Origin of the sequence: Pigmentiphaga sp., from assembly GCF_033795525.1 — a bacterium.
In the GTDB taxonomy this organism is placed as follows: Bacteria; Pseudomonadota; Gammaproteobacteria; order Burkholderiales; family Burkholderiaceae_B; genus Pigmentiphaga.
In genome coordinates this window covers 18,647-43,369 of record NZ_JARYGM010000001.1, presented here as the reverse complement: position 1 = coordinate 43,369, position 24,723 = coordinate 18,647, and the positions used below count along the sequence as shown (strand labels likewise).

General features: G+C 65.4%; 20 protein-coding genes and 2 pseudogenes. 11 read left to right on the top strand and 11 right to left on the bottom strand.

Annotated features, from left to right (window positions below; all coding sequences use genetic code 11):
• Positions 1 to 29 precede the first annotated feature (29 nt).
• A pseudogene (locus QHC78_RS00205) lies at positions 30 to 626 on the top strand (CheB methylesterase domain-containing protein); the annotation flags it as partial.
• On the opposite strand, the gene dapB reads toward QHC78_RS00205, so the two are convergent.
• Both dapB and QHC78_RS21105 read right to left on the bottom strand, forming a co-directional pair.
• Positions 621 to 1,412, bottom strand: coding sequence for a 4-hydroxy-tetrahydrodipicolinate reductase (dapB, locus tag QHC78_RS00200; RefSeq protein ID WP_319741853.1), 792 nt, complete (start codon positions 1,410 to 1,412; stop codon positions 621 to 623). The pseudogene QHC78_RS00205 and the gene dapB sit on opposite strands and share 6 nt — an antisense overlap.
• Before the next feature lie 316 nt (positions 1,413 to 1,728).
• A pseudogene (locus QHC78_RS21105) lies at positions 1,729 to 2,110 on the bottom strand (outer membrane protein assembly factor BamE); the annotation flags it as partial.
• 301 nt (positions 2,111 to 2,411) lie between these two features.
• Between QHC78_RS21105 and fur the strand changes: the two are divergent.
• Complete coding sequence (gene fur / locus QHC78_RS00190) at positions 2,412 to 2,831, top strand: ferric iron uptake transcriptional regulator (RefSeq protein ID WP_087841463.1); 420 nt, start codon at positions 2,412 to 2,414, stop codon at positions 2,829 to 2,831.
• A 33-nt stretch (positions 2,832 to 2,864) separates the two neighbouring features.
• On the opposite strand, the gene recN is transcribed toward fur, so the two are convergent.
• Positions 2,865 to 4,508 carry a DNA repair protein RecN gene (gene recN / locus QHC78_RS00185; RefSeq protein ID WP_319741852.1) on the bottom strand — a complete coding sequence of 548 codons (1,644 nt, stop codon included), beginning with the start codon at positions 4,506 to 4,508 and terminating at the stop codon, positions 2,865 to 2,867.
• A gap of 34 nt (positions 4,509 to 4,542) precedes the next feature.
• Complete coding sequence (locus QHC78_RS00180) at positions 4,543 to 5,439, bottom strand: NAD kinase (protein WP_319741851.1); 897 nt, start codon at positions 5,437 to 5,439, stop codon at positions 4,543 to 4,545.
• A gap of 49 nt (positions 5,440 to 5,488) precedes the next feature.
• Here QHC78_RS00180 and hrcA point away from each other — a divergent pair, with 49 nt between their 5' ends.
• The 6 genes from hrcA (at position 5,489) to dnaJ (ending at position 12,098) form a co-directional block, all read left to right on the top strand.
• Positions 5,489 to 6,493 carry a heat-inducible transcriptional repressor HrcA gene (gene hrcA, locus QHC78_RS00175; RefSeq protein ID WP_319741850.1) on the top strand — a complete coding sequence of 335 codons (1,005 nt, stop codon included), beginning with the start codon at positions 5,489 to 5,491 and terminating at the stop codon, positions 6,491 to 6,493.
• 8 nt (positions 6,494 to 6,501) lie between these two features.
• Positions 6,502 to 7,611 (top strand): ferrochelatase, encoded by a 1,110-nt coding sequence (gene hemH, locus QHC78_RS00170; protein ID WP_319741848.1) that lies wholly within the window; start codon positions 6,502 to 6,504, stop codon positions 7,609 to 7,611.
• A 3-nt stretch (positions 7,612 to 7,614) separates the two neighbouring features.
• Complete coding sequence (locus QHC78_RS00165) at positions 7,615 to 7,998, top strand: RNA-binding S4 domain-containing protein (RefSeq protein ID WP_319741847.1); 384 nt, start codon at positions 7,615 to 7,617, stop codon at positions 7,996 to 7,998.
• Positions 7,999 to 8,127: 129 nt separating this feature from the next.
• The gene (grpE, locus tag QHC78_RS00160) at positions 8,128 to 8,700 is read left to right on the top strand and encodes a nucleotide exchange factor GrpE (RefSeq protein ID WP_319741846.1); all 573 of its coding nucleotides are present in this window, start codon (positions 8,128 to 8,130) and stop codon (positions 8,698 to 8,700) included.
• Positions 8,701 to 8,814: 114 nt separating this feature from the next.
• On the top strand, positions 8,815 to 10,758 hold the full coding sequence (gene dnaK / locus QHC78_RS00155) for a molecular chaperone DnaK (protein ID WP_319741845.1): 1,944 nt from the start codon (positions 8,815 to 8,817) through the stop codon (positions 10,756 to 10,758).
• A gap of 221 nt (positions 10,759 to 10,979) precedes the next feature.
• Entirely contained in the window at positions 10,980 to 12,098 is a 1,119-nt protein-coding gene (dnaJ, locus tag QHC78_RS00150) for a molecular chaperone DnaJ (protein WP_319741844.1), read from the top strand.
• Positions 12,099 to 12,149: 51 nt separating this feature from the next.
• Here dnaJ and QHC78_RS00145 read toward each other — a convergent pair whose 3' ends face one another.
• The gene (locus QHC78_RS00145) at positions 12,150 to 12,899 is read right to left on the bottom strand and encodes an SDR family NAD(P)-dependent oxidoreductase (RefSeq protein ID WP_319741843.1); all 750 of its coding nucleotides are present in this window, start codon (positions 12,897 to 12,899) and stop codon (positions 12,150 to 12,152) included.
• A gap of 84 nt (positions 12,900 to 12,983) precedes the next feature.
• A complete protein-coding gene (locus QHC78_RS00140) occupies positions 12,984 to 14,426 on the bottom strand; it encodes an aldehyde dehydrogenase family protein (protein ID WP_319741842.1) in 1,443 nt (480 codons plus the stop codon).
• Between the two features lie 290 nt (positions 14,427 to 14,716).
• Between QHC78_RS00140 and QHC78_RS00135 the strand changes: the two genes are divergently transcribed.
• Positions 14,717 to 15,691, top strand: a complete 975-nt coding sequence (locus QHC78_RS00135) for a Bug family tripartite tricarboxylate transporter substrate binding protein (RefSeq protein WP_319741841.1) — start codon at positions 14,717 to 14,719, stop codon at positions 15,689 to 15,691.
• A gap of 30 nt (positions 15,692 to 15,721) precedes the next feature.
• Here QHC78_RS00135 and QHC78_RS00130 read toward each other — a convergent pair whose 3' ends face one another.
• From QHC78_RS00130 to QHC78_RS00120, 3 genes are all read right to left on the bottom strand, one after another.
• The gene (locus QHC78_RS00130) at positions 15,722 to 16,687 is read right to left on the bottom strand and encodes a D-2-hydroxyacid dehydrogenase (protein ID WP_319741840.1); all 966 of its coding nucleotides are present in this window, start codon (positions 16,685 to 16,687) and stop codon (positions 15,722 to 15,724) included.
• A 4-nt stretch (positions 16,688 to 16,691) separates the two neighbouring features.
• Positions 16,692 to 17,663 carry a Bug family tripartite tricarboxylate transporter substrate binding protein gene (locus tag QHC78_RS00125; RefSeq protein WP_319741839.1) on the bottom strand — a complete coding sequence of 324 codons (972 nt, stop codon included), beginning with the start codon at positions 17,661 to 17,663 and terminating at the stop codon, positions 16,692 to 16,694.
• A 66-nt stretch (positions 17,664 to 17,729) separates the two neighbouring features.
• Positions 17,730 to 18,521: a class II aldolase/adducin family protein gene (locus QHC78_RS00120; RefSeq protein WP_319741838.1), complete on the bottom strand. Its 792-nt coding sequence runs from the start codon at positions 18,519 to 18,521 to the stop codon at positions 17,730 to 17,732.
• Positions 18,522 to 18,665: 144 nt separating this feature from the next.
• Here QHC78_RS00120 and QHC78_RS00115 point away from each other — a divergent pair, with 144 nt between their 5' ends.
• Together QHC78_RS00115 and QHC78_RS00110 are read left to right on the top strand one after the other, a co-directional pair.
• Positions 18,666 to 19,586: a LysR family transcriptional regulator gene (locus QHC78_RS00115; RefSeq protein ID WP_319741837.1), complete on the top strand. Its 921-nt coding sequence runs from the start codon at positions 18,666 to 18,668 to the stop codon at positions 19,584 to 19,586.
• A 276-nt stretch (positions 19,587 to 19,862) separates the two neighbouring features.
• A complete protein-coding gene (locus QHC78_RS00110; RefSeq protein ID WP_319741836.1) occupies positions 19,863 to 20,627 on the top strand; it encodes a GntR family transcriptional regulator in 765 nt (254 codons plus the stop codon).
• Positions 20,628 to 20,656: 29 nt separating this feature from the next.
• Here QHC78_RS00110 and QHC78_RS00105 read toward each other — a convergent pair whose 3' ends face one another.
• Positions 20,657 to 23,434, bottom strand: coding sequence for a M16 family metallopeptidase (locus tag QHC78_RS00105; RefSeq protein WP_319741835.1), 2,778 nt, complete (start codon positions 23,432 to 23,434; stop codon positions 20,657 to 20,659).
• Between the two features lie 76 nt (positions 23,435 to 23,510).
• Entirely contained in the window at positions 23,511 to 24,683 is a 1,173-nt protein-coding gene (locus QHC78_RS00100) for a vWA domain-containing protein (RefSeq protein WP_319741834.1), read from the bottom strand.
• Between the last annotated feature and the right edge of the window lie 40 nt (positions 24,684 to 24,723).

Sequence of the window (24,723 nt, the reverse complement as noted above, 5' to 3'; positions counted from 1 at the left end):
GCCCGCCTGCCCGGTACGACCGGCGATTGCTGGTCGCCGTCGGCGCTTCCACCGGCGGTACCGAGGCACTGCGCGAATTGCTCTCCGCGCTGCCGGCGGATCTGCCGCCCCTGGTCATCACCCAGCACATGCCGCCTGGGTTCACGCGCAGCTTCGCCGAGCGCCTCGATAAGCACGCGCGTTTGCGGGTGAAGGAGGCCGAGCACAACGAGCGCCTGCAGGCCGGGCATGCCTATGTCGCCCCCGGCCATGCCCATCTCGCGGTACGGCAATTGCCGCTGGCAGGCTATTGCGCGCAACTGTCGGAAGGCGAGCCGGTCAACCGCCACCGGCCCTCGGTCGAGGTGCTGTTCCTGTCTGCGGCCAGGGCGGCCGGCGCCGGCGTGGTCGCGGTGATGCTGACCGGCATGGGCAAGGACGGTGCGCGCGCGATGCTGGCCTTGCGCCAGGCCGGCGCCTACAACCTTGCACAGGACGAGGCGACCAGCGTGGTGTTCGGCATGCCCCGCGAAGCCATCGCACTGGGGGCCGTCCATGAGGTGGTGCCATTGGCCATGATGGCGCCGCGCCTGCTGGCAGCCATCGAGGCGCGCCAGCGGGCGCTCGGGGGCGGTGCAGCCTTATAGCCCCAATACGTCCTGCATGTCGTACAGGCCGTTGGGTTTGTCGGCCAGGTAGCGCGCGGCGCGCACGCTGCCTTCGGCATAGGTGGCGCGGCTGCTGGAGCGGTGCGTGATTTCCAGGCGTTCGCCCGGGCCGCAGAAGAACACGGTATGGTCGCCCACCACGTCGCCGCCGCGCGCCGAAGAAAACCCTATCGTGCCGTGCTCGCGGGCACCGGTGTCGCCATGCCGGGCCCAGGCCGCAATGTCGGCAAGCGGCTTGCCCCAGGCCTGGGCGACGGTTTCGCCCATTTTCAGCGCAGTACCCGATGGCGCGTCCACCTTGTGCTTGTGGTGGATTTCGAAGACTTCGACGTCGTAGTCGTCCTTGAGGATACGCGCGGCGATGTCGAGCAGCTTGAGCGTGACATTGACCCCTATGCTCATGTTGGGGGCAAAGACGATGCCCACGCTGCGCGAGGCGGCCTCGATGGCGGCCTTGCCGGCCTCGTCGAAGCCCGTGGTGCCGATCACCAGCTTGACGCCGTGGCGCCGGCAGGCCTCGAGGTGTGCCAGTGTCGCCTGCGGGCGGGTGAAGTCGATCAGGCAGTCGGCACCGGCCAGCGCATCGAGATCGTCCGTGATCGTGACCTGGCTGGCCTTGCCCAGGAATTCGGTGGCGTCGCGGCCGATCGCGGCACTTCCCGCGCGGCCCAGTGCCACGGTCAGCTCCAGGTCGGGGGCGGCGAGCACGGCTTCAATCAGCATGCGGCCCATGCGGCCGTTTGCCCCGGCTATGGCAATACGCATCGAAACTATTCCTTGTTGGTGTCGGTAGACGGCGCGGGGGCGGTGTCGGCGGCAGGCGGGGCGGCCGGAGCGGGCATGGCGGCCGGCGGGGCGCCAGGGTCCAGCGCCGTGGGCGCGGCATTGCCGTCGATGGTGAGCGGCGCGTGGTTCGTGGTGTTGGCCGGTGTCCCCGGAGCCGGCGCAGCAGCCGGAGCAGGCGCGGGGGAAGGGGCTGCCGTCGTTGCGGGCGGCACCGGCTGCGAAACGTTCGCAGCGGGAGCCGATGCGGCCGGCGCCGAAACGGGCGCCGTCGGTTCGGCGGATTTGCCCGGGTCTTTCTGTTGGAACGGCTGGTGCGCGGGCTGCTCGTCCCCGGTCCACCGGTCCAGCCGGTCATTGACGAAGTACACCGTGAAGCGGCGTTCTTCCGTTTTGCCGTGCCCCGGCGTAAAGAGATAAGGGTAGTCCCAGCGGTCGGCGTGGAAGATGCTGGTCAATGTCGGGCTGCCGAGCGCGAAGCGCACTTGCTCCCGGGTCATGCCGGGCCGCAGCAGGGCCACCTGTTCCTGGGTTAGCCAGTTGCCCTGCTGCACATCGGCGCGGTAGGGCTTGACAAAGCTCGGGACGTAATTGTTGATGGAGCTGCATGCCGCCAGGCCGAGCAGCGCGGCAGGCGCGAGCCGCCGCAGGGCGCCGGCCCGGCCTCGGGTAAAGGAAATCAAAGCGTTTGGCACAGATCCGCACTCGTCTTGATTGGGGAAACCGTTATCATAAAGCTCTCGGGGAGTGGCCGGGTTTTTTGGCTCCTTCCCGCCTTCTCGGGCGATCGCCGCAGCACGGAAGGGCGCACGCGCGCACCACCATGCCGGGCCGTGCTGCAGCCGCCCGCCGCAGGCCGCGGCCGCGGCATACGCAGCTTGTATGCCGTTCGCCGCGCCGCTGTGGCCGTTACGCCGGCCGGCACCGGGGGCCGGCGTCCGGAAGGAACTGATACAGAGAACCGCTTTCCAAGGGACCATCATGACAGATCAAAGCGAACTCAAAAGTATAGGCCTGAAAGCGACATTTCCCCGGCTGAAGATTCTGGACGTCTTCCGCAAGGCTGAAGTGCGCCACATGAGCGCCGAAGACGTTTATCGCGCCTTGATCGGCGAAAGCGTGGAAATCGGGTTGGCCACGGTGTACCGGGTGCTGACCCAGTTCGAGCAGGCCGGGCTCCTGGTACGGAGCCAGTTCGACAGCGGCAAGGCCGTGTTCGAATTGAACGAGGGCGACCACCACGACCACCTCGTGTGCACCAATTGCGGCAAGGTCGAGGAATTCTTCGACGCGGAGATCGAGAAGCGCCAGCAGAAGATAGCCAAGGACCACAATTTCGTGCTGACCGGGCATGCCCTGTCGCTATACGGCATTTGCCAGAACTGCGCCAAGAGCCGGTAAGGAAGGGCCACGGGCGGCGGCAGCCCGCCCGCTTCAGTTGCTGCCTATCATCTCGCGCGCATGCTTGCGCGTGGTGGCGGTGATTTCTATGCCGCCCAGCATGCGGGCGATTTCATCGACCCGTCCGCTCCGATCCAGCACGCTGACCGTCGACACCGCCGCGCCGTTTTCCTGGCGCTTGTCCACCCGTAAATGCGTATTGCCGCAAGCCGCGACCTGGGGCAGGTGCGTGACGCAAAGCACTTGGTGCAGGCTGCCCAGTTCTCGCAGCAGGCGGCCGACCACCTCGGCCACGGCGCCGCCGATGCCGGTGTCGACTTCGTCGAAAATCAACGTCGGCACGCGCGCCGCGCGGCTGGCAATGACGGACAGGGCCAGCGAGATCCGGGCCAGTTCGCCGCCGGAGGCAACCTTGGCCAGCGGCCGGGGCGTCGTGCCCGCATGCCCGGCGACCCGGAATTCGATCGTATCGGCACCCGCCGGCCCGGGCTCCGCCGGCTCGACCGCTACCTCGAACCGGCCCCCGCCCATGGCCAGGGTCTGCATGGCTTCGGTCACCGCCTTGGACAGCGAGCCGGCCGCCTTGCGGCGGGCCCGGGCCAGCTTGCCGGCGACCGCGTCGTAGGCGGCCCGGGCGGCCTCGACCTTGGCGCGCAGTGCCGCGACGTCTTCCGCTTCTTTCAGGGTGTCCAGCTGGGCGAGCAGGGTGGCGTGCCGTTCGACCAGTTCCTCGGGCTGCAGCCGGAACTTGCGCGCCGTCTCGAAGACGGCCTGCAGGCGGGCCTCGACCTCGGCCAGGCGCTGGGGATCGAGTTCCAGGCGGGCCAGGTAGCTGTTCAGGTCGGAAACCGCTTCCTGCAGCGCGATGCGGGCCGACTCCAGCGCTTCGGATACCGGTGCGAGCGCGGAGTCGTGCGCCGCCAGCTGGCCGATGCGCTGCGCTGCCGCGGCCAGCCGGGTGTGGGCGGCGTCATCGTCTTCTTCCAGTGCGGCGATGGCCTGGCTCGCGCCGTCGATGAGCGCCTGGGCATGGGCCAGCCGGCCGTGCTCGGCCTGCAGCTGTTCCCATTCGCCGGGCTTGAGCGCCAGCCGTTCTAGTTCGTCGGCCTGCCACTGGAGACGTTCGCGCTCCTGCCGCAGCGACGCGGCGTCGCGCTCGACCGCCTCGAGCTTGCGGGCAAGCTCGCGCCAGGTCTTCCAGGCCTGCGCCACGTCCCGCCGCAGTGCGCCGTGGCCGCCGTGGCCGTCGAGCATGTCGCGCTGGGAGTCGGCTTTGAGCAGGCTCTGGTGCGCATGCTGGCCGTGGATGTCGACCAGCTGTTCGCCCAGTTCGCGCAGCTGGGTCAGGGTGGCGGGCACCCCGTTGATGTAGGCCCGGCTGCGCCCTTGCGCGTCGATGACCCGGCGCAGCACCAGGCTGTCGGTATCGAGTTCGCGTTCGTCCAGCCAGTCGTGCAGGGACGGCGGCACGTCGAAGACGGCGCTGACCTCGGCGCGGCCCGCGCCTTCCCGCAGCACGGAGGCATCGGCACGCTCGCCCAGCGCCAGCGCCAGCGCGTCGATCAGGATCGACTTGCCAGCTCCGGTCTCGCCGGAGAAGACGGTAAAGCCAGGGCCAAACTCGACCTCGGTATGGTCGACTATCACAAAATCGTTGATGTGCAGGGCGCGCAGCATACGAAGAAGCCGGTGGTGGAGGGCGGGGCGAAGGCTAGTCGATCGCGGTGCCGGAGATCTGGTTCCAATGAAGCTTGCGCCGCAAGGTGGAAAAATAACTGTATCCGGCCGGGTGCAGGAAGCGGATGGTATGCTCGGCGCGTCTCACCACGACGCGGTCGCCCTCCTGCAGCGACGACCAGCTGTGCATGTCGAAGTGGACGCTGGTGCTTTCGTCGCGGCCGCCTGGAGAGCGCGTAAGGGTGATTTCGATGGTGCAATCGTCCGGGATGGCGATCGGCCGGTTGGACAAGGCCTGAGGCGCGACCGGCACCAGCACCAGCCCGCGCAGCGAAGGATGCAGGATGGGACCGTTGGCCGACAATGCGTAGGCGGTCGAGCCGGTCGGGGTGGCGATGATCAGCCCGTCGGCCCGCTGCTTGGACATGTACAGGCCGTCGACCTTGACGGTGACTTCCACCATGCCGCCCAGGCCGGCGCGGCTAAGGACTACGTCGTTGAGCGCCAGGGCCGATACCAGCGTGGTGTCGCCCCGGATCACGCTGGAGGCGAGCAAGGTGCGCGTTTCCGACTCGAATTCGCCGTTCAGGATGCCCGCGATCGCGGTACAGGCGTCTTCGAGCGGGATGTCGGTGATGAACCCGAGCCGGCCGTGGTTGATGCCCACCACCGGCACGTCCCATGGGGCCAGCTGGCGCGCCACGCCCAGCATGGTTCCGTCCCCCCCCATGACGATGGCCAGCGAGGCCCGCCGTCCGATTTCCTCGACGGTGGCCGACGGGTATTCATGGACGCCGATATTGGCGGCGGTGTCTTTTTCGAACACGACTTCTCGCCCGGCATCGCGCAGCATTTGCGCGACAGCGCGCAGGGGCGCGGCGATGCCGGTGTCGTGATATTTGCCGACCAGGGCGACGATAGGAAAATGCATTCGGACATTATAGGGTTGGAAGGTTGCGGCGGGGGGGTAAAATAGGCCCATGGACGAACGCGCACGTACGTTACTAAAGGCTCTTATCGAGCGTTACATTACCGACGGTCAACCTGTCGGCTCGCGTACGCTCTCCAAAGTCTTCGATCTTTCCCCGGCCACCATCCGCAACGTCATGGCCGACCTCGAGGACCACGGCCTGATCCACAGCCCCCATACCTCCGCAGGGAGGGTGCCTACCCCCCGGGGCTATCGCATGTTCGTCGATTCGCTGCTTACCGTGCGGCCCTACGAAGTGTCCGAGGCCACCCAGATCAAGAGCCTGCTGCCGTCGGCCGAACCGCAGCGCGTCATCGCGGCCGCCGCCTCGCTGCTGTCGAACCTGACCCATTTCGCCGGGGTCGTCATGGCGCCCAAGCGCAGCCAGATTTTCCGGCAGGTCGAGTTCATCCGGCTGTCGGACAGGCGGGTCCTCCTGATCATCGTGACGCCCGAAGGGGACGTGCAGAACCGCATCCTGACCGTGCAGCGCGACTACTCCTCGAGCGAACTCACGGAAGCTGCGAATTTCTTCAACCAGCACTTCAGCGGCAAGTCGTTCGACGACGTCCGGCAAATCCTGCAGCAGGAGTTGAGCCAGCTGCGCCAGGATATCTCCCGCCTCATGGAGCTGGCGGTCGATGCCGGGGTCGAGGCCGCCACGGAAGACGAAGGAGTCGTGATCTCAGGCGAACTGAACCTGCTCGAGGTCTCGGACCTGGCCGCCGACATGGACAAGCTCCGCAAGATGTTCGAGCTGTTCGAGAAAAAAACCGACCTGATGCAACTGCTCGATGTATCGAGCCGGGCGCAGGGGGTACAAATTTATATCGGTGGCGACTCCCAATTGGTGCCTATGGAAGAAGTCAGCGTGATCACCGCGCCGTACGGCGTGGACGGCAAGGTCGTGGGAACCCTGGGGGTAATCGGGCCGACGCGGATGTCGTACGAACGCGTCATTCCCATTGTCGATATCACCGCGCGCTTGCTGTCGAATGCGCTGAGCCATCACTGACGCCCAGCATGCGCTTCCTGCCCGAGCCGTCGCCGCCCGCCGACCATCCCACCCGCACCGGCCTGCTGCTGGTCAACCTCGGTACGCCCGACGCCCCGACCCCGGGGGCGGTACGCCGCTATCTGGCCGAGTTCCTGTCGGATCCCCGTGTGGTCGAGATACCCCGTGCCCTCTGGCTGCCCATCCTGTACGGCTTCGTCCTGACGTTCCGGCCCAGGGACGCAGCGGGGCGCTATGCGTCGATCTGGATGCCCGAGGGGTCGCCCTTGCTGGTCTGGAGCCGGCGCCAGAGCGAAAGCCTGGCACGCGAGCTGGCCCACCGTGGCCTGGGCGTCGAAGTGGCGCTGGCCATGCGCTACGGCAAGCCTTCCATCGCCGCGGCGCTGGACTCCCTGCGCGAGTCGGGCTGCCAGCGTATCCTGGTGCTGCCGCTCTACCCGCAATACTCGGCCAGCACCACGGCCTCGGTATTCGACGCCGTCGGGGCCCATTTGGCGCGGGTGCGCAATGCCCCGGAAATCCGCTATGTCCGGGACTTCCATGACGATGCCGGCTATATCGAGGCCATGGCCGTGCGCATTCTCGACTTCTGGGGCCGCAACGGGCGCGGCCAGAAGCTGCTGCTGAGCTTCCATGGCCTGCCCAAACGATCGACCACCCTGGGCGACCCCTATTACGAGCAGTGCTTGCAGACCGGCCGCTTGCTGGCAGGGCGCCTGGGGCTTTATCCTGAACAAATGGAAGTCACCTTCCAGAGCCGGTTCGGCGCGGCCGAATGGCTTCAGCCCTATACCGAGCCCCGGCTGAAGGAGCTGGCCAAGGACGGCGTGACCGAGGTCGACGTGTTCTGCCCCGGATTCGCCGCCGATTGCATCGAAACACTCGAAGAAATCGCTGTAGAGGGCAAAGAGGCTTTCCTGTTGGCCGGGGGCAGGCAGCTCCGGTACATTCCCGCGCTGAATGACGCCGACGGATGGGTAAAGGCCCTGGCCGATCTGGCCGAGCGCAACATGCAGGGGTGGGCGACCCGTGTCGCCGGCAGCCGTCCGGCGGCCGTCACCCAACAGACGGGCGGGGAGGCGGTCGCGGGCATGGCACCGTCTGCCGAGGGCGACTGAGGAATGGAAGAGCTACGCATCGATAAATGGCTCTGGGCGGCGCGATTCTACAAGACCCGTTCCCTCGCCCAGGCTGCGGTCGAGGCGGGCCGGGTCAAGGTCGCCGGAGAGCGCATCAAGTCCTCGCGCTCCGTGCGGCCGGGCGACGTGTTGCAGATTCGCGCGGGCGAACAGGATTGGGAGGTCCTGGTGCGCGCCCTGTCTGCGCAGCGAGGTCCGGCGGTCTTTGCCCGGACGCTGTATGACGAGACGCCGCAGGGTTTGCGGCGGCGGCTCGAGGCCATCGAACTGCGCAAGCAGAATCAGGATCCTTCATCCCAGATGAAGGGTCGGCCGACCAAGCACGACCGCCGGCGGCTCGATCATTTCCGCCGCGGCGGGGCGTAAGAATCGCGGTGCCCTCGGGGGAGGGCCAAAAAATCCGTATTCCCCTCTTGAAAAGTGGGATTTGATCCCCATCTCGCCCGAAGACTCAAGCAAGTCGCTGATTTCATTTGGATTTTTATGGAGGCATCAATGTCGGCTGAGCAAAAGCCTGGCGACCAACCCATTCCGGATCCGGGCGAGACCGTGAACGAAGCCGCGGCGCAGCAACCGCAAGCTGCCGAATCCGCCGAGCAGGATCCCGTGGCTGCCCTGCAGGCCCAACTGGCCGCGGCTCAGGCTGAAGCCAAGGACAACTACGATGCCATGCTGCGTGCCCGGGCCGAGGCGGACAATATCCGGCGCCGCGCCCAGGAGGAAGTGGCCAAGGCACAGAAGTTCGGTATCGAGTCGTTCGCCGAGAGCCTGTTGCCCGTCAAGGACAGCCTGGAGGCGGCCCTGGCCCAGGAAAACCAGACCCTCGAAGCCTTGCGCGAGGGCGTGGACGTGACCTTGAAACAGCTGTCCGGGGCCTTCGAGCGCAACAAGCTGGTCGAAATCGCGCCGGCGCAGGGGGAAAAGTTCGATCCCCACCGCCACCAGGCCATTGCCTCGGTGCCGTCGGACGAACCGGCCAATACCGTCGTGCAAACCCTGCAAAAGGGCTACATGATCGTCGACCGGGTATTGCGTCCGGCCCTGGTGACTGTCGCGGCGCCCAAATAGGCGCGGGATTCCGCCGCGGCGATGGAATGACACTATCGCGGGCATTGAAATAACGAAATCGCCACCTATTTATTCGTCAAGAAGGTTTTCTGGTTTTTTTCAGGAATAAGGATTATGGGCAAAATCATAGGCATCGACCTTGGTACCACCAATAGCTGCGTCGCAGTCATGGAAGGTACGCAGGTCAAAATCATCGAAAACGCCGAAGGCGCCCGCACCACTCCCTCGATCGTCGCCTACATGGAAGACGGCGAGATCCTGGTCGGCGCGCCGGCCAAGCGCCAGGCGGTCACCAACCCCAAGAACACCCTGTACGCCGTCAAGCGCCTGATCGGCCGCAAGTACGACGAAGATGCGGTACAGAAGGACATCAACCTGATGCCCTACGCCATCGTCAAGGCCGACAACGGCGACGCCTGGGTGCAGGTGCGCGACAAGAAGCTCGCGCCGCCGCAGGTATCGGCCGAAGTGCTGCGCAAGATGAAGAAGACCGCCGAGGACTACCTGGGCGAGGAAGTGACCGAGGCCGTCATCACGGTGCCGGCCTACTTCAATGACAGCCAGCGCCAGGCCACCAAGGACGCCGGCCGCATCGCCGGGCTGGACGTCAAGCGGATCATCAACGAGCCGACCGCGGCTGCGTTGGCGTTCGGCCTCGACAAGACGGAAAAGGGCGACCGCAAGATTGCCGTCTATGACCTGGGCGGCGGCACGTTCGATATCTCCATCATCGAGATCGCCGACGTCGACGGCGAGAAGCAGTTCGAAGTGCTGTCCACCAACGGCGACACCTTCCTGGGTGGCGAAGACTTCGACCAGGTGCTGATCAACTACATCATCACCGAATTCAAGAAAGAGCAGGGCGTGGATCTGTCCAAGGACGTCCTGGCCTTGCAGCGGCTGAAGGAAGCTGCCGAGAAGGCGAAGATCGAACTGTCCTCGTCGACGCAGACCGAAGTCAACCTGCCCTACATCACGGCCGACGCCTCCGGTCCCAAGCACTTGAACCTGAAGGTCACCCGGGCCAAGCTCGAAGCGCTGGTCGAAGAGCTGATCAACCGCACGATCGAACCGTGCCGCATCGCCATCAAGGATGCCGGCATCAAGGTTTCCGATATCGACGACGTGATCCTGGTCGGCGGCATGACGCGCATGCCCAAGGTGCAGGAGAAGGTCAAGGAATTCTTCGGCCGCGATCCGCGCAAGGACGTGAACCCCGACGAAGCCGTGGCCGCGGGTGCCGCCATCCAGGGTTCGGTGCTGTCGGGCGACCGCAAGGACGTGCTGCTGCTGGACGTGACGCCCCTGTCGCTGGGCATCGAGACCCTGGGCGGCGTCATGACCAAGATGATCAAGAAGAACACCACCATCCCGACCAAGTACACGCAGGTGTTCTCGACCGCCGAGGACAACCAGCCGGCGGTGACCATCAAGGTGTTCCAAGGCGAACGTGAAATCGCCGCAGGCAACAAGGCCCTGGGCGAATTCAATCTCGAAGGCATCCCGCCCGCTCCGCGCGGCACGCCCCAGATCGAGGTGACGTTCGACATCGACGCCAACGGCATCCTGCACGTCTCCGCGCGCGACAAAGGTACCGGCAAGGAGAACAAGATCACGATCAAGGCCAACTCCGGCCTGACCGAGGAAGAAGTTCAGCGCATGGTGCGCGACGCCGAAGCCAACGCCGACGAAGACAAGCGGGTGGCCGAGCTGGCGCAGGCGCGCAACCAGGCCGATGCGCTGGTCCATGCGACCCGCAAGTCCTTGTCGGAATACGGCGACAAGCTCGACGCGTCCGAGAAAGAAGCCATCGAGGCTGCCATCAAGGACCTCGAGGACGTCGCCAAGACCGGCGACAAGGAGACCATCGACGCCAAGGTCGAGGCCCTGTCGAAGGCTTCGCAGAAGCTCGGCGAGAAAATGTACGCCGACATGCAAGCCCAGGCCCAGGCAGCCGGCGCATCGGGCGCCGCTCCCGAGGGCGAGGCTGGTGCCAAGTCGGCCGACGACAATGTCGTCGATGCCGACTTCAAGGAAGTCAAGCGCGACGACAAGTAAGCAGTATCCGGAGCGGCCTACTACAATGTGGGCCGTTCCGTTTTATTTCCTGCATCGGGGCCGCACGCGCTGCGCCCGGCCCAAGGCCTCCCGCATGCCTCGCTGCAGGGTTTGGGTAGGTGCCCCGCCCAACCCAGGGCATCTACCCAAACCCTTCAATAGCACAAGAATGCTATTGGCCAAAGAGATCATCCGGCCTCAAACGGCCCATTGAAAGAACCATGTCCACCAAACGCGACCTGTACGAAATCCTCGGGATCTCCCGCTCTGCTTCCGAGGAGGAAATCAAAAAGGCCTACCGAAAGCTGGCCATGAAATACCATCCGGACCGCAACCCCGGATCCAAGGAAGCGGAAGAGAAATTCAAAGAGGTCAAGTACGCCTACGAGATTCTCAGCGAGGCAGACAAACGGGATGCCTACGACCGCTACGGACACGCCGGCGTCGATGCGGCGGCCGCGGGAGGCATGGGCGCGGGTGCCGGCGGCTTTGCCGATGCGTTCGGGGACATCTTCGGTGAGATCTTCGGCGCGGGCCGCCAGCGCGGCGCGCAGATGTACCGCGGCGCCGACCTGAAGTACGGCATGGAGATCACGCTGGAACAGGCGGCTTCCGGCTTCGACACGGAAATCCGCGTCCCGAGCTGGGACAATTGCGAAAACTGCCACGGTACCGGCGCCAAGCCCGGTACCCAGCCCAAGACCTGCCATACCTGCGGCGGGACCGGCGCGGTCCGCATGCAGCAAGGCTTCTTCAGCGTGCAGCAGACATGCCCGACCTGCCACGGCACCGGCAAGGTCATTCCCGAGCCCTGCACGGTATGCGATGGGGTCGGCAAGGTGCGCCGCAACAAGACCCTGCAGGTCAAGGTCCCGGCCGGTATCGACGATGGCATGCGCATCCGCTCCTCCGGCAACGGCGAACCCGGCGTCAACGGCGGCCCTCCGGGCGACCTGTACGTCGAAATCCACATCAAGCCGCATCCCATCTTCCAGCGCGATGGGGACGACCTGCATTGTGAACTGACCATTCCGTTCACCACCGCGGCGCTCGGCGGCATGCTGGAAGTGCCGACCCTGGGTGGCCGCGGCGAGATCACCATTCCCGAAGGCACGCAGTCGGGCAAGGTCTTCCGCCTGCGAGGCAAGGGTATACGGGGCGTGCGGTCCAGCTATCCGGGCGACCTCTATTGCCACGTCGTGGTCGAGACGCCGGTGCGCCTGACCGACAAGCAAAAGCAGCTGCTGCGCGACTTCGAAGCTTCGCTGAGCGAAGGCGGGGACAAGCACTCGCCGCAAAGCAAGTCGTGGACGGATCGGGTGAAGGAATTCTTCAGCTGATGCCGGCGACCGGCGTGGAGTTTTCCCGCCGGTCGATCATGCAGCCGCCCGTCAGACGAATATCGCGCCGCCGTCGACCACCAGGGTCTGGCCCGTCATGAATGCCGAATCCTTGCCCATCAGGAACGAGAGGGCGCCCACCAGGTCTTCCGGCAATTGATCGCGCTTGAGCGCCCGCGAGGTCTTGCTGATGTCGCGGAACAGTTCCACATGCTCCGGGTTGGTCAGAATGCCATCCGAAAGCGTCAATCCGGGCGCTATCGCGTTCACCGTGATATTGTCGCCGCCCAGCTCCCGGGCCATCGTGCGTGTCAGCGCGATCACGGCGCCCTTGCTGCATACGTAATGGGTCATGCCCGTCACGCCCTTCAAGGGCGAGGTCGACGCAATGTTGACGATGCGGCCGCCGCCCTGCGCCCGCCGCATGCGAGGCACCACTTCCCGGATGCCGAGAAAAGGCCCCAGGGTGTTGATCTCCATGGCCTTCATCCAATCGGCAGGGGTAATCCGGTCGAAAGGCTGGATCGGAATGCTGGCGAAAAGCGCCGCATTGTTGACCAGGCCATGGATGGGGATGTTCCGCGCCTCGATGTCGGAAACGATGCGTTTCCAGTCCCCCTCGTCAGCGACGTTGCCGGTATAGCCGATGGCGGAAAACCCTTCGCCGGCGAGTTGCTCGGCGGCCTCGTCGGCGCCGTGCATGTCCACGATCGCGATTTGATGACCGTCTGAGGCCAGGCGCCGGGCAAAGGCCAGGCCTATGCCCCGCGCTCCTCCTGTGATGATGATGATCTTTGTCATGGTTTCAGCGGTTGATGGAAGTGCGCGCACGCTGGCCGGTCGGTCCGGCCACGCGAGCCGACTGGCGCCGGACCAGGGCCGTCTTCAAGCCTCGAAATAGAAATGCTTGGTCGCCAGGAAATCGTTCAGGCCCTCGGCCCCGTGCAGCCGCCCATAGCCGCTGTAGTGGTGTCCGCCGGTTTCTGCTTCCGCGAACAGCCGGTTGTGGGTGTTGGACCAGACCGTGCCCGAGCGAATCTGGCTGGCCACCCGCCGCGCCTTGCTGGCGTCCTGGGTCCAGACGCTTGCCGCGAGCCCGTAGCGGGTGGCATTGGCCCGTTCAATGGCTTCCTCTTCGTCGCGAAAGCGCTCAATCACCAGCAAGGGGCCGAACAACTCGTCCTGGACCATGGGGCTGGCCAGGTCTTCCACTTCGACCAGGCTGGGCGTGATGAACGCTCCACGCGCCAGTGCGCCCTTGCCGATGTCTCCGCGCAGGTGCATGGTGTGCTCCTTTGCGGCAGTCTCGACGAGCGACGCGATGCGATCACGGTTGCGCATGTCGATCAGGCAGCCCATCTGCGAAGCCGGGTCGTTGCCGGGGCCGACCCGTACGGCCTGGAGGGCTTGCTTGAGCCGTGCGGCGAACGCATCGAAGTGACTTTCCTCCACCAGTACCCGCGCAATGGCCGTGCATTGCTGGCCCGCCATGACCAGGGCACCGGCCACGATGCCCGCCACGGTCTGATCCAGCTCGGAATCTTTGAACACCAGGGCCGGAGCCTTGCCCCCGAGCTCGAGCGACAGGCGCGCCAGCGTCGACGATGCCGTCTGGGCAATGCGCTGGCCCACCGCGGTCGAACCGGTGAAGCTGATGACGTCGGCCAGCGGGGATGCGCACAGGTGCTGCGAGACGGCAGAGCCCGACTCGATCACCGAATTGACCACGCCGGCAGGCAGGCGTTCGTCGCATACGAGCGCTTCCAGCGTCAGGTTGTGGACCAGGGCCGTCTGGTGCGCGGGCTTGAGGACCGTCGTGCATCCTGCTGCCAGTGCGGGTGCCAGCGAACGCACCAGCAGCGTGACGGGGGCGTTCCAGGGAACGATGATGACGGCAATGCCGGCGGCTTCTCGATCGAGCGACGAGTAGCAGTGAGGTTCCACCTCGAGGATGCGTCCCGCCAGGTTTCGGGCAAAGCCCGCGTAGTAGCGCAGCTCGGATATGGCGCCGCCGATTTCTCCCAGGGCCTCGCGGCGCAGCTTGCCATTGAGGGTGACCAGCCAGTCTGCGATTTCTTCCTTGCGCGCTTCCAGCCGGGTTGCGAAATCAAGCAGGATGTCCGCACGCAGGCGCGGGCTGCGTCGCCAATTCGTCTTGCGAAACGCGAGGTCGGCCGCGTGCAGGGCCGCCTGCGCCTCGTCCACGCCGCCCTCGGCGAAGAGCGCGGCCGGCTCGGACGTGGCCGGGTTGATCGATTCCCCTTGGGTTCCCGCGCCCGACAGCGCGTTCAACCATTTGCCATTGATGTAATGGGATGCGAGCTTCATAGTGTGTCTCTACTGTTTTTGGCGCGTGTGCACGAGATAGGCGCGCCTCGAATGTACCGGGGCAGCCGGTGGCGTGATCCTGAAATTAGGCATCGCCGCACATCATTTGTGAAATATAAGTGTGAAATGAATTGATGTGAGCTGTTTATCAATCTACGCCCGCTTCATTGATAAGGAAGCGACATTTATTGATTTCACATTTAAATTTCAACAATCGTTCGTGTTCCGGCCTAATGGTAACGGCGCGCCCCGTGGCCGTGGCCCGCTCGACATAAGAACACGGAGACAAGATGAGAAAGCTGGTTTATTTCCTTGCCGCAGCAGGCAGCACCCTGCTGGTCCATACGGCCGCCCTGGCGCAGCAGGAGTTTCCCACCCGGCCCGTCCGCATCATCTCGGCATTCTCGACAGGGTCAGGGCCGGACGCAATGCTGCGCATCGTGGCCGAACGCCTGTCGAAAAAGTGGGGGCAGCCCGTCGTCGTCGAAAACAAGCCCGGCGGCAGCGGGTTCATCGCCGCCTCGGAAGTGAAGCGGGCTGCCGCCGACGGATCGACCTTGTTTCACGCCGACGGGCTGAACTTCACGGCGATTCCCTACATGTACAGCAAGATGCCGTACAAGGTGGAAGACTTCGCGCCCATCGTCCCGCTGCATCACAGCTATTTCTTCATTGCGGTATCAGCCCAATCCAACTGGAACAGTGTGGGGGACCTGCTGGCCGCGGCCCGCGCCAAGCCTGGCCGTGTCACCTACGGTTCATGGCAGATAGGCAGCGTTGCCCATTTGAACGGCGCGGCGCTGGAGGACACCGCCAAGGTGAAGATGACGCACGTGCCTTTCAAGGACAACAGCCAGCTCTACACCTCGGTGGCCAACCGGGAGGTCGACTGGGCATTCGCCACCGCCGGCAGCGCAGGGGCCTTGCAGAAGGCCGGCAAGCTCAAGTTCCTGGCGCTGGCGGGGCCCGAGCGGCTGTCTACCCATACGTCCGTCCCGGTCGTGGGCGAAGGGGGCGGACCTGCAGGATTCGAGGCGTCGGGCTGGGTGGGGTTGTTTGCGCCGGCGGGAACGCCGAAGACGACGGTCGCCAAGATCAACGCCGACGTGATCAGCGTCTACAAGCAACCGGACGTCCCGCCCAAGATGGTCGATTTCGGCTACATGCCTCTGTTGATCACCCCGGAAGAAGCCGCTGCGAAGGTGAAGTCGGAAGGCGCGGCCTATGCCAGGCTGGTCAAAGAGATCGGCTTGACGCTGGATTGACGCTGGCGATCTGCGTGCCGCCGGCGCGTTTCAGCGCACGCGGTTACGCAGGCCGCTCAAGTCGCCGGCTGCCCAGGCTCGCGCATTGTGAATCAGAAGCGGCAGTACCTGGTCGGCGTAGCGATCCGATTCGCCGCCGATGTGCGGCGTAATCATCAGCCGCGGCACCGACCACAGCGGGTCGTCTTCGGGCAGGGGTTCCCGCTCGAACACATCCAGCGCGGCGCCGGCCAGGCGTTCGCCCCGCAGCGCATCGACCAGCGCCGCCGTATCGCACAGCCCGGCGCGTGCCAGGTTGATCAAGTAGGCGCTGGGTTTCATGGCGGCGAGCACCGCTGCATCCACGAGGCCGCGGGTCGCCTGGGTCAACGGCGCCAGCAGCACCAGGAAGTCCGCTTGCGCTGCCACCTCGCGCAATGCCCCATGGGCATGGACCTGATCGAAACCGGGCACTTGTCGCGGCTTGCCCGAGACCGCCACCGTGCGCATGCCGAGCGCTTGGCACTTGGCCGCCAGTTCACACGCGATCAGCCCCGTCCCCACCACGGCGAGGGTCTTGCCGTGCAATAGCGGCTGGCGTCGGCGCTGCCAGCGCCGGGCCCGCTGGTCCGCCAGGATGGCCGCGAGGTCGCGGGCCAGGGCCAGCATCAGCGTCAGGGCCATTTCAGAGACCGCCGGGCCATGGATACCGTGAGCTGAGGTCAGTACGATGCCGGGCGGCAGGCGGGGATGATCGGCAATGCCATCCACGCCCGACGACAGCGCCTGCAGCCAGCGCAGCCTGGGCAGGGCGGCCAGCAAGTCGTCGTTCAGCGCGCTGGCAAAGCAGGCCAGCGCGCTGGCGTCCCGGGCCCGGGCCGGGACCGGTTCGCCGGGCCGCATCCAGTCGAAAGCCAGGTCCGGCAGCTGCCGAGCCAGCTCGTCGGCATAGTACTGGCCGTCGGCGTTGACGATAAGCAGCCGGACATCGTTAGTGGGCGTAGGGGTCTCGGGCATCGCGTCAGTCCGTGCTGATCTTTGCGGCGGCGATCAGCGGCCCGTAGGATTGCTGCTCGCTTTCGATCCGGGCCCGTACGGCTTGTGCGCTGGACGGCGCGGCTTCCTGGCCGAGCGCGGCCAGCGCCTGGCGGGCTTCGGGCGTGGCCAGCCACGCCCGGACCTCGTCACCCAGCTTGTCCAGGATGGCCGCCGGCGTGCGCGCGGGGGCATAGAGCGCAAACCAGGTTTCCAGCTCGTAGCCGGGAAAGCCGAGCTCGGCCAGCGTGGGGACGTCCGGATACATGCTGGAACGCTGCAACGACGTCGCCGCCAGCACCTTGATGCGGCCCGACTTGGCGAATCCGCCCAGCGTCGCCTGATCAAGCATGGCCAGCGGCGTACGTCCGGACACGACATCGCCGATGGCGGGCGCAAAGCCCTTGTAGGGCACGTGGTTGAGCCGTACGTCGGCTCGCTGGGCGAGCAGTTCCATGCCGAGGTGGGCAGAGCCGCCAATGGCGTTGGAGGCGTACGATAGCGCGCCGGGTTTGGCTCGCGCCATGGCGAGGACTTCGTCCAGCGTACTGGCGCCCAGTTCAGCCGACACGCACAGCAGGTAGGGGCCCTTGGACAACATGCTGATGGGCGCGAAGTCGGCCTTCGGGTCGTAGGGCACCTGCTTGCTGGTGAGCGGAATCAGCGACATGGTCGACCCGCCCGTCATCAACAGCGTATAGCCGTCCGGTGCGGCCCGCGCGACGGCCTGCGCAGCGATCACGGTATTGCCGCCGGCGCGCGATTCGACCAGTACCGCCTGGCCCAGGCTTTTTTCCAGCCGCTGGGCCAGCAGGCGCGATAAGCCGTCCGCGCCGCCCCCTGGCGCATAAGGAATGATGATGCGTATCGGCTTGTCCGGATAAGCATGGGCGGGACCGGCGGCCAGGGCCAGCGCGGCGGCCATGCCGGCGAATAGATTGCGGCAGCGGTAAAACATGCCTGTCTCCTTGCGCGCGGTGCGTGCCGCGCTGCGTTCTGGTCGGGGCCGGCTGCGCCGGGCGGGTCAACTGCGATACGACGGATCCTTGCGGTCCAGCATGCGCAGCAGCGCAGGCCATTCGAGATTCCCCAGCGGGCTGATGCTGCCGTCTGACCGTAGCGTGCCGGGCGGCCGGAAGCCGGCTGCGGAAATCTTGTCGGCCAGCGCGGGAGCGGGGAGGGTCAATTCCTGGCCGCTGGCCAGCGCATCGACTTGCGCCTGCATGGCCATCTCGAGGTGCCACATCATCGCGAAGGCCTGGCCGATGCTTTCCCCGGCTACCAGCGTGCCATGGTTGCGCAAGATCATCACCGGCTTGTCGCCGAGATCGGCGGCCAGGCGTTGGCGCTCTGCCACCTGGTTCGCCAGCCCCTCGCTGTCGTGGTAGGCGACCTTGCCATGGAACAGCATGGCGTGCTGGGTCAGCGGGAGCAGCCCGCATTTCATCGCCGATACGGCCATGCCGGCCCGGGTGTGGGCGTGAATGACGCAGCGTGCGTCCGGGCGCGCGGCGTGGATGGCGCTGTGGATGACGAATCCAGCCCGATGAATGGGGTAGGGGGAAGGCTCCACGACGTTGCCGTCGATGTCGATCTTGACCAGGTTGGAGGCGCAAACCTCGTCGAACATCAGTCCGAAGGGGTTGAGCAGGAAGTGTTCTTCCGAGCCCGGAACGCGTGCCGAGATATGCGTATAGATGAGGTCGGTCCAGCCGTAGTGGGCATGGAGCCGGTAACAGGCGGCCAGGTCCACGCGGGTCTGCCATTCTTCGGTGCGCGATGCGGCGCGGGGATGTGCGGCGATATCGGTCTGCATGGCTTCCTGAACACGTTCAATCCGGCGAGACGAAGCGGCGGCGCCTGGGGTAGAGTATCCGCGCCGCGCGTCCTTGCATATTGAAGCGCCTGTCCGTGCCGAAGCCAATCAAAACATTTTGATCGAAACTTGAGAAAAATCTGAATGAGCATCGAGACTCAACTCAGCCTCCGGCAGCTACGGGCCTTTGTCGCGGTCTATCGGCTCGGCAAGCTCGCGACTGCCGCAAACCGGCTCTCGGTGACCGAGTCGGCCGTCAGCACCATGCTCAGGCAGATGGAATCCGCGTTGAACCTGCGCTTGTTCGACCGGACTTCCCGCTCGCTGGTACCCACCCAGGCCGCCCATGAGATCATCGCGGCGGCCGAGCGCGTCCTGGGAGACATAGCGTGGCTCGGGACGCGGCTGCAAGACCTGGGCGACTGCCGCACCGGCCGCGTGCACGTCGCCGTCACCGCCACGGTGGGAAGCGTCCTGATGCCAGGCGTGGTGAGGCGTTTCCGCGACGCCTATCCTGGCGTGCAATTGGTGCTCGATGATTGCGCGCCGGACCAGTTCCTGGCCAAGGTGTCCTCCGAGCCCGTCGATTTCGGCATCGGTACGCCGGAGCGCGAGGACCCCTTGCTCGTATCCCAGGTGCTGCTGCGTGACCATCTTTGCCTGGTGTGCGCCACCGATCACCCGCTGGCAGGCCGCCGCCAGGTGCGCTGGCGAGAACTGGCCAAGGAGCCGATGATAGCGGTGAGGCAGGGACTGGGCTATGGCATGCGGCGCCGGATGGACGCGGCGGCGGCTGGCGCCGGCGTGACGCTCAACGTCGTGCACGAGGTCAATTTCCTGTCCTCGGCGTTATGGATGACCGCTGGAGGGCTGGGCGTGTCGGTGTGGGCTTCGGCGCTGGCGGCACGCATGCCCTACGAGAATCTGACGCGGTGCCGGCTGGTGGGGCCCCGCGTGCCCATCGATTTTTCTCTCGTGCACAAGCGCGGACGCAGCCTGTCTCCGGCCGCCCTGGCCTTCGTGGAAACCGCAAGGTCCGAACTCGAAAGCATGGACGTCCTCTAGACACCATGGCCGCTTTGCTGCGGCGGTGCGTAGCCGGCGGCTTTTCGCAGGCGTTGCCCGCTATGGCCTTGATAAAAATGTACCAAAGAAGGCCTTGAAGTGCATTCTCCTGTCGCCGCTAGACATGTGCCGCGCCATCTTTGCATGCTGCCTGGTCTTGGTCGGAACACTATTGATCTGGTGTGCCAGGGGTCGTTGAGCGGGCCAGAAAAGCGGTCTATTTATAATGGAGAGGGCAAGGCACTATACTGATTTATCCAAAAGTCGAACGCCAATATGTCCACCATCCCCACCAAGCTCCAGGCACTGATATCGGAACGCATCATCAGCGGCGAGTTTCCGCCAGGTACCCGCTTGGACGAGCGCGCGCTGGCCGAGGAATACAAGGTTTCACGAACGCCCATACGGGAGGCGCTTAGGCAGCTGGCAGCCCGGGGCCTGACGGATATCGTTCCCATGCGCGGGGTGGTGGTCAGGGAAATCGGCGTCAAGGAGCTGTCGGAGATCCTGCATACGGATTGCGAACTGGAAGCGCTGTGCGCGCGGCTCGCCGCCGAATCCATGACCGCCATGGAAAAAACCGAGCTGGAGTACATTCACCAGCGCTCCAAGGAATTCGTGCAGAACGGCGATATCGACGGCTACCTGGAAGCGAACCGGGAATTGCACCGGTTGATTCTGGAGGGCGCGCACAATAGCGTCCTGACCAAGATGGTCGGCGATATCCGCGAGCGTTTGAGTCCCTACCGGCAATACCATCCGGCCGAAGCCGACCGGCTGGTCTCGTCCCATGCGTCGCACGATGCCATCGTACGGGCCATCATCGATGGCGAGGGCGAGAAAGCCTACCTGGCCATGCGCGCCCACAATGCCCATTTGGGCAATGCTGCGCTCAGGGCGATCCGGCAGGCACGCGAGCATGGCGGGGCATCGGGCAATGGCGCGGCGTCCGCGGTTATGCCGCGGCGCCGGCAAGCCCAGGGAGACCCCAAGCCGCCCGCCGCAAAAAGAGGCCGGCCACGAAGCACACCGCAAGCGTAGCGCCCGGCCGGCCCGCAGCCGGTTCCACCTTACTGCTTGAACGTCCCCGCCATCGCGGTACTGAAGTTCTCCGGCTTGAAGTACTTGCGCAGCGCTGCATTGACCTGTTCGGTCGTCAAGGCTTGCAGCTTGCGGTCCGAGTCGGCCGCAAAGGCGAAAGTGCGGTCCTGGTCCAGATAGTCCGACCACGTCGCCATCAAGCGGCGGTCTTGCGCCCGCGCCAGGTAGCGCAGGTTCATCAGCGAGGCGATCCCGTCCTTGACCTCTTGCTCGGAAAAGCCTTCGCGCAGGACGCGCTCGACTTCTTCCTTCAGCGCAGTTTCCAGCTTGGCGCGATTGCTCGGGGCGTAGATGGCGTACATGGTCCATTGGCCGGACGGCTCGTAGGCCGAGGCCGAGAGCTGGCTGCGTACGTCATAGGACAGTCCCTCGCGCTCGCGGATACGGGTCCAGAGCCGTGAGGTCTCGGAGCTGCCCAGCAGGTAGTTGGCCAGCATGGCCGCCGGGTAGTCGGGGTCGGTGTCCTGCAGCTGCACGGGCATGGTCGACAGGAAGAAGGCATTCGCCTTGTCGGGCAGCGAAATGTCGAAGCGCTCGGCCGGCACGGTGCGATAGGGATCGGGCACGCGGGTATAGGCGGGCGCCTGCTTCCAGCCGGCCAGTCCCTTGGTCAGTGCCTGCTCGACGGCAGCGGGGTCGAAGTCGCCCACTGCGGCCAGGCGCACGCGCCCGGCGCCGTAGAAGCGGTCGTGGAATTGCACCAGCGCATCGCGTGTCAGCGCCTTGTATGCGGCTTCTTGTTCGTCGAAGCTGGGCGTATAGCGCAGGTCATCGGCGGGCCACGGGTTGTCGTGCCGGGCCAAGGCCATCTGGGCGACGGCGGTCGGTTCCTGGCGGGCGCTTGCCACCGAGGCCAGTCCGCGGCGGCGGTACTCGTCCAACTGGTCTTCCGGGAAGTTGGCGTTGCGCAGCACGTCCATCACCAGTTCGACCGCGGCAGGCAGGTTGTCCCGCGTGGTCGAGACGTCCACCACGGCACTGGTCCCTCCGGCCGCGAAGCTCACGTCGGCGCGCAAGGCGTCGAAGCGGTCCTCGATCTGCTGGCGCGTCATGGTGCGCGTGCCGTTGTCGAGCAGCGCGCCGACCGCCCGGGCCACCTCCCGCTGGCCGCGCAGCGATTCGGCATCGCCGAACTGCAGAACCAGGCGGGCATGGGCCAGGCGGCCGCGCGTGGACTTGGGCAGCAGCGCCAGCTTGACCGGTCCATTGGGCAGGTCGAGGACCTTGCGCTGGGTGCGTGCGTCGATGTTGGCCGGCGTGGCATCGAAGGCCTCGGCCTGCACGAAGTTCTCGTCGCCCTTGTAGTCCTTGAGTTCCGCCTGCAAGTCCAGCGGCTTGGGCGCCGGCGCCCGCTGCGGGTTGTCGGTCGGGAGGTAGGTGCCGAGGGTGCGGTTCGATTGCAACAGATAGTTTTCGGCCGCGCGCTGCACATCGGCAAGCTTGAGGTCGCGGATGCGGTCGCGCATCAGGAAGAACAGCCTCCAGTCGCCCTGGGCGATGCTTTCGGACAGCGATACCCCCACCTTCTGCGGGTCGCTGTAGGCCATGTCCCAATCCTTGAGCCAGCGGGTACGGGCCCGCTCGAGCTCTTCCTCAGTGATCGGATGGGACTTGATGGACTCGATGGTCTCGAGCATCTTGTCGCGCGCCGCAGCGACGTCCGCGCCGGGCGGCAATTGAGCGCCCATCATGATGACGCCGGGGTCGTGCATGCCGAAGGTAAAGCCGAAGGTCGAAGCGGCCAGCTTGGTCTCCACGAGTGCCTTGTACAGCCGGCCCGACGGGCTGTCGCCCAGGATGCTGGCCAGCATATCCATGGAGGCGGCATCGGCAGCGCCTCCCTGTGGCGTGTGGTACATGGCGGCCACCATGGGCGAACCGCCCGACCGGCGCAGGGTGACGCTGCGTTCGCCATCCTGCACCGGTTCCTCGGTGTAGAGCCGCGGCAGGGTACGTTCGGGCTTGGGTACCTTGCCGAAGGTCTCGGCGATGGTGGCCAGCGTCTTGGCTTCGTCGAACCGGCCCGACACAATCAGCACGGCGTTGTCGGGCTGGTAATACGTACGGTAGAAAGCCTGCAGCCGGCCGATGTCCACGTTCTCGACGTCGGAGCGGGCGCCTATCGTGGTCTTGCCGTAGTTGTGCCACTGGAAGGCCGAAGCCAGCATCTTGCTCATCAGCACGCGGAACGGATTGTTTTCCCCGTTCTCCATTTCGTTGCGTACCACGGTCATTTCCGAGTCCAGGTCCTCGCGCGCGATCAGCGAATTGACCATGGCATCGGCCTGCCACTTCAGGTACCAGTCCAGGTTGGCTTCATCGGCCGCGAAGCTGGCGAAATAGTTGGTGCGGTCGGTCCAGGTGCTGCCGTTCGCCTGCAGGCCCCGGCGGGAGAACTCGGCGAGCGCGTTGCGCATCGTGGGCGTGCCCTTGAACAACATGTGTTCCAGCAAATGGGCCATGCCGGTTTCGCCGTAGTTTTCGTGGCGCGACCCCACCAGGTAGGTCATGTTGACCGTCGTCGTGGGCTTGGACTGGTCGGGGGCGAGCAGGACGCGCAAGCCGTTCGAGAGCCGGTATTCGTTGATGCCCTCGACCGAGGTGACTTTTTGTACGCCCGTAGGGAGGGTGTCCGGGGCCCGGGCGGCATGGGCGCCCGGCGGCAAAAGGGCGGTCAGGGACAAGGCCAGCCAGGCGAGGGCCCGGCTCAGGGTGCCGGATCGGAAAGCGGGAAGCGATGATGGCATAGGGAGAGACGAACCGTTCAAGGAGTTGGTTGGAGTGCACTGCCGCGTCAACGTTCCCGGCGCGCGGACAGGCGTGTTACTTGGACAGCAGGCGCATGGCCTGTTCCAGGCCGCCAAGCGTGACCGGGTACATGCGGCCTTGAAGCAGCCGCCGGATGATGTCGGTGGATTGCCGGTAGGGCCACAGGCCCTCCGGTTCGGGGTTCAGCCAGACGAAATGCGGGTAGGCCGCGGCAATCCGCTGCAGCCATACCGCGCCGGGTTCTTCGTTGTGGTATTCGGCCGACCCGCCCGGCTGCAGGATTTCGTACGGGCTCATGGTGGCGTCGCCGACGAAGATCAGGCGCCAGTCGGAGTTGTATTTGCGCAGCACGTCCCAAGTGGCGGTACGCTCGGCATGCCGGCGCCGGTTGCTTTTCCATACCCAGTCGTAGAGGCAGTTGTGGAAGTAATAGACTTCCAGGTTCTTGAACTCGCTGCGGGCCGCCGAGAACAGCTCCTCGATCCGCTCGACATGGGCGTCCATGGTCCCGCCCACGTCCAGCATCATGAGTACCTTTACCGCGTTGTGGCGTTCCGGGACCATGCGCAGGTCCAGGTGCCCGGCGTTGCGCGCGGTGCTGCGTATCGTATCGTCCAGGTCCAGTTCGAGGTCGGCACCCTCGCGCGCGAAGCGGCGCAGCCGCCGCAGCGCCACTTTGATATTGCGGGTCCCCAGTTCGACCTGATCGTCGTAGTCGCGGAAATTGCGCATGTCCCAGGCCTTGACGGCCGTACGGTTGCCGGCCGATTCCTTGCCGATGCGCAAGCCCTCGGGATGATAGCCGCCATTGCCGAACGGCGAGGTGCCGCCGGTGCCTATCCACTTGCTGCCGCCTTCGTGGCGTTCCTTCTGTTCTTCCAGGCGCTGGCGGAACAATTCCATCAACTTGTCCCAGCCCAGTTTTTCGATGGCGGCCTTGTCCTCGGGCGACAGTTCGCGCATGAAGCGCTTGACCAGCCAGTCCAGCGGGATGTCGGCACCGGGAGGGAAGGCGGCTTCTACGCCCTGGTAGTAGCTGGCGAATGCCCGGTCGTAGCGGTCGAACAGGCTTTCGTCCTTGACCAGCGTCATGCGCGCGAGCAGATAGAAGTCGTCCACCGAGGGGGCGATGACCTGGCGCGACAGCGCCTCGAGCAGCGTCAGATATTCCTTGATCGATACCGGCAACTGGTGCTTGCGCAGATGGTAGAAGAAATCGATCAGCATCGTCGTGCTCCTGGTGCTTCCATAAGCCGCGCGGCTCCGG

Coding starts and splice junctions, on each gene's coding strand:
- hemH (WP_319741848.1), top strand. CDS start 6,502: ATGCGCTTCCTGCCCGAGCCGTCGCCGCCCGCCGACCATCCCACCCGC.
- QHC78_RS00180 (WP_319741851.1), bottom strand. CDS start 5,439: ATGCATTTTCCTATCGTCGCCCTGGTCGGCAAATATCACGACACCGGC.
- QHC78_RS00125 (WP_319741839.1), bottom strand. CDS start 17,663: ATGTTTTACCGCTGCCGCAATCTATTCGCCGGCATGGCCGCCGCGCTG.
- dnaK (WP_319741845.1), top strand. CDS start 8,815: ATGGGCAAAATCATAGGCATCGACCTTGGTACCACCAATAGCTGCGTC.
- QHC78_RS00120 (WP_319741838.1), bottom strand. CDS start 18,521: ATGCAGACCGATATCGCCGCACATCCCCGCGCCGCATCGCGCACCGAA.
- QHC78_RS00140 (WP_319741842.1), bottom strand. CDS start 14,426: ATGAAGCTCGCATCCCATTACATCAATGGCAAATGGTTGAACGCGCTG.
- dnaJ (WP_319741844.1), top strand. CDS start 10,980: ATGTCCACCAAACGCGACCTGTACGAAATCCTCGGGATCTCCCGCTCT.
- fur (WP_087841463.1), top strand. CDS start 2,412: ATGACAGATCAAAGCGAACTCAAAAGTATAGGCCTGAAAGCGACATTT.
- QHC78_RS00105 (WP_319741835.1), bottom strand. CDS start 23,434: ATGCCATCATCGCTTCCCGCTTTCCGATCCGGCACCCTGAGCCGGGCC.
- grpE (WP_319741846.1), top strand. CDS start 8,128: ATGTCGGCTGAGCAAAAGCCTGGCGACCAACCCATTCCGGATCCGGGC.
- recN (WP_319741852.1), bottom strand. CDS start 4,508: ATGCTGCGCGCCCTGCACATCAACGATTTTGTGATAGTCGACCATACC.
- QHC78_RS00110 (WP_319741836.1), top strand. CDS start 19,863: ATGTCCACCATCCCCACCAAGCTCCAGGCACTGATATCGGAACGCATC.
- QHC78_RS00165 (WP_319741847.1), top strand. CDS start 7,615: ATGGAAGAGCTACGCATCGATAAATGGCTCTGGGCGGCGCGATTCTAC.
- QHC78_RS00145 (WP_319741843.1), bottom strand. CDS start 12,899: ATGACAAAGATCATCATCATCACAGGAGGAGCGCGGGGCATAGGCCTG.
- QHC78_RS00100 (WP_319741834.1), bottom strand. CDS start 24,683: ATGCTGATCGATTTCTTCTACCATCTGCGCAAGCACCAGTTGCCGGTA.
- QHC78_RS00115 (WP_319741837.1), top strand. CDS start 18,666: ATGAGCATCGAGACTCAACTCAGCCTCCGGCAGCTACGGGCCTTTGTC.
- QHC78_RS00130 (WP_319741840.1), bottom strand. CDS start 16,687: ATGCCCGAGACCCCTACGCCCACTAACGATGTCCGGCTGCTTATCGTC.
- QHC78_RS00135 (WP_319741841.1), top strand. CDS start 14,717: ATGAGAAAGCTGGTTTATTTCCTTGCCGCAGCAGGCAGCACCCTGCTG.
- hrcA (WP_319741850.1), top strand. CDS start 5,489: ATGGACGAACGCGCACGTACGTTACTAAAGGCTCTTATCGAGCGTTAC.
- dapB (WP_319741853.1), bottom strand. CDS start 1,412: ATGCGTATTGCCATAGCCGGGGCAAACGGCCGCATGGGCCGCATGCTG.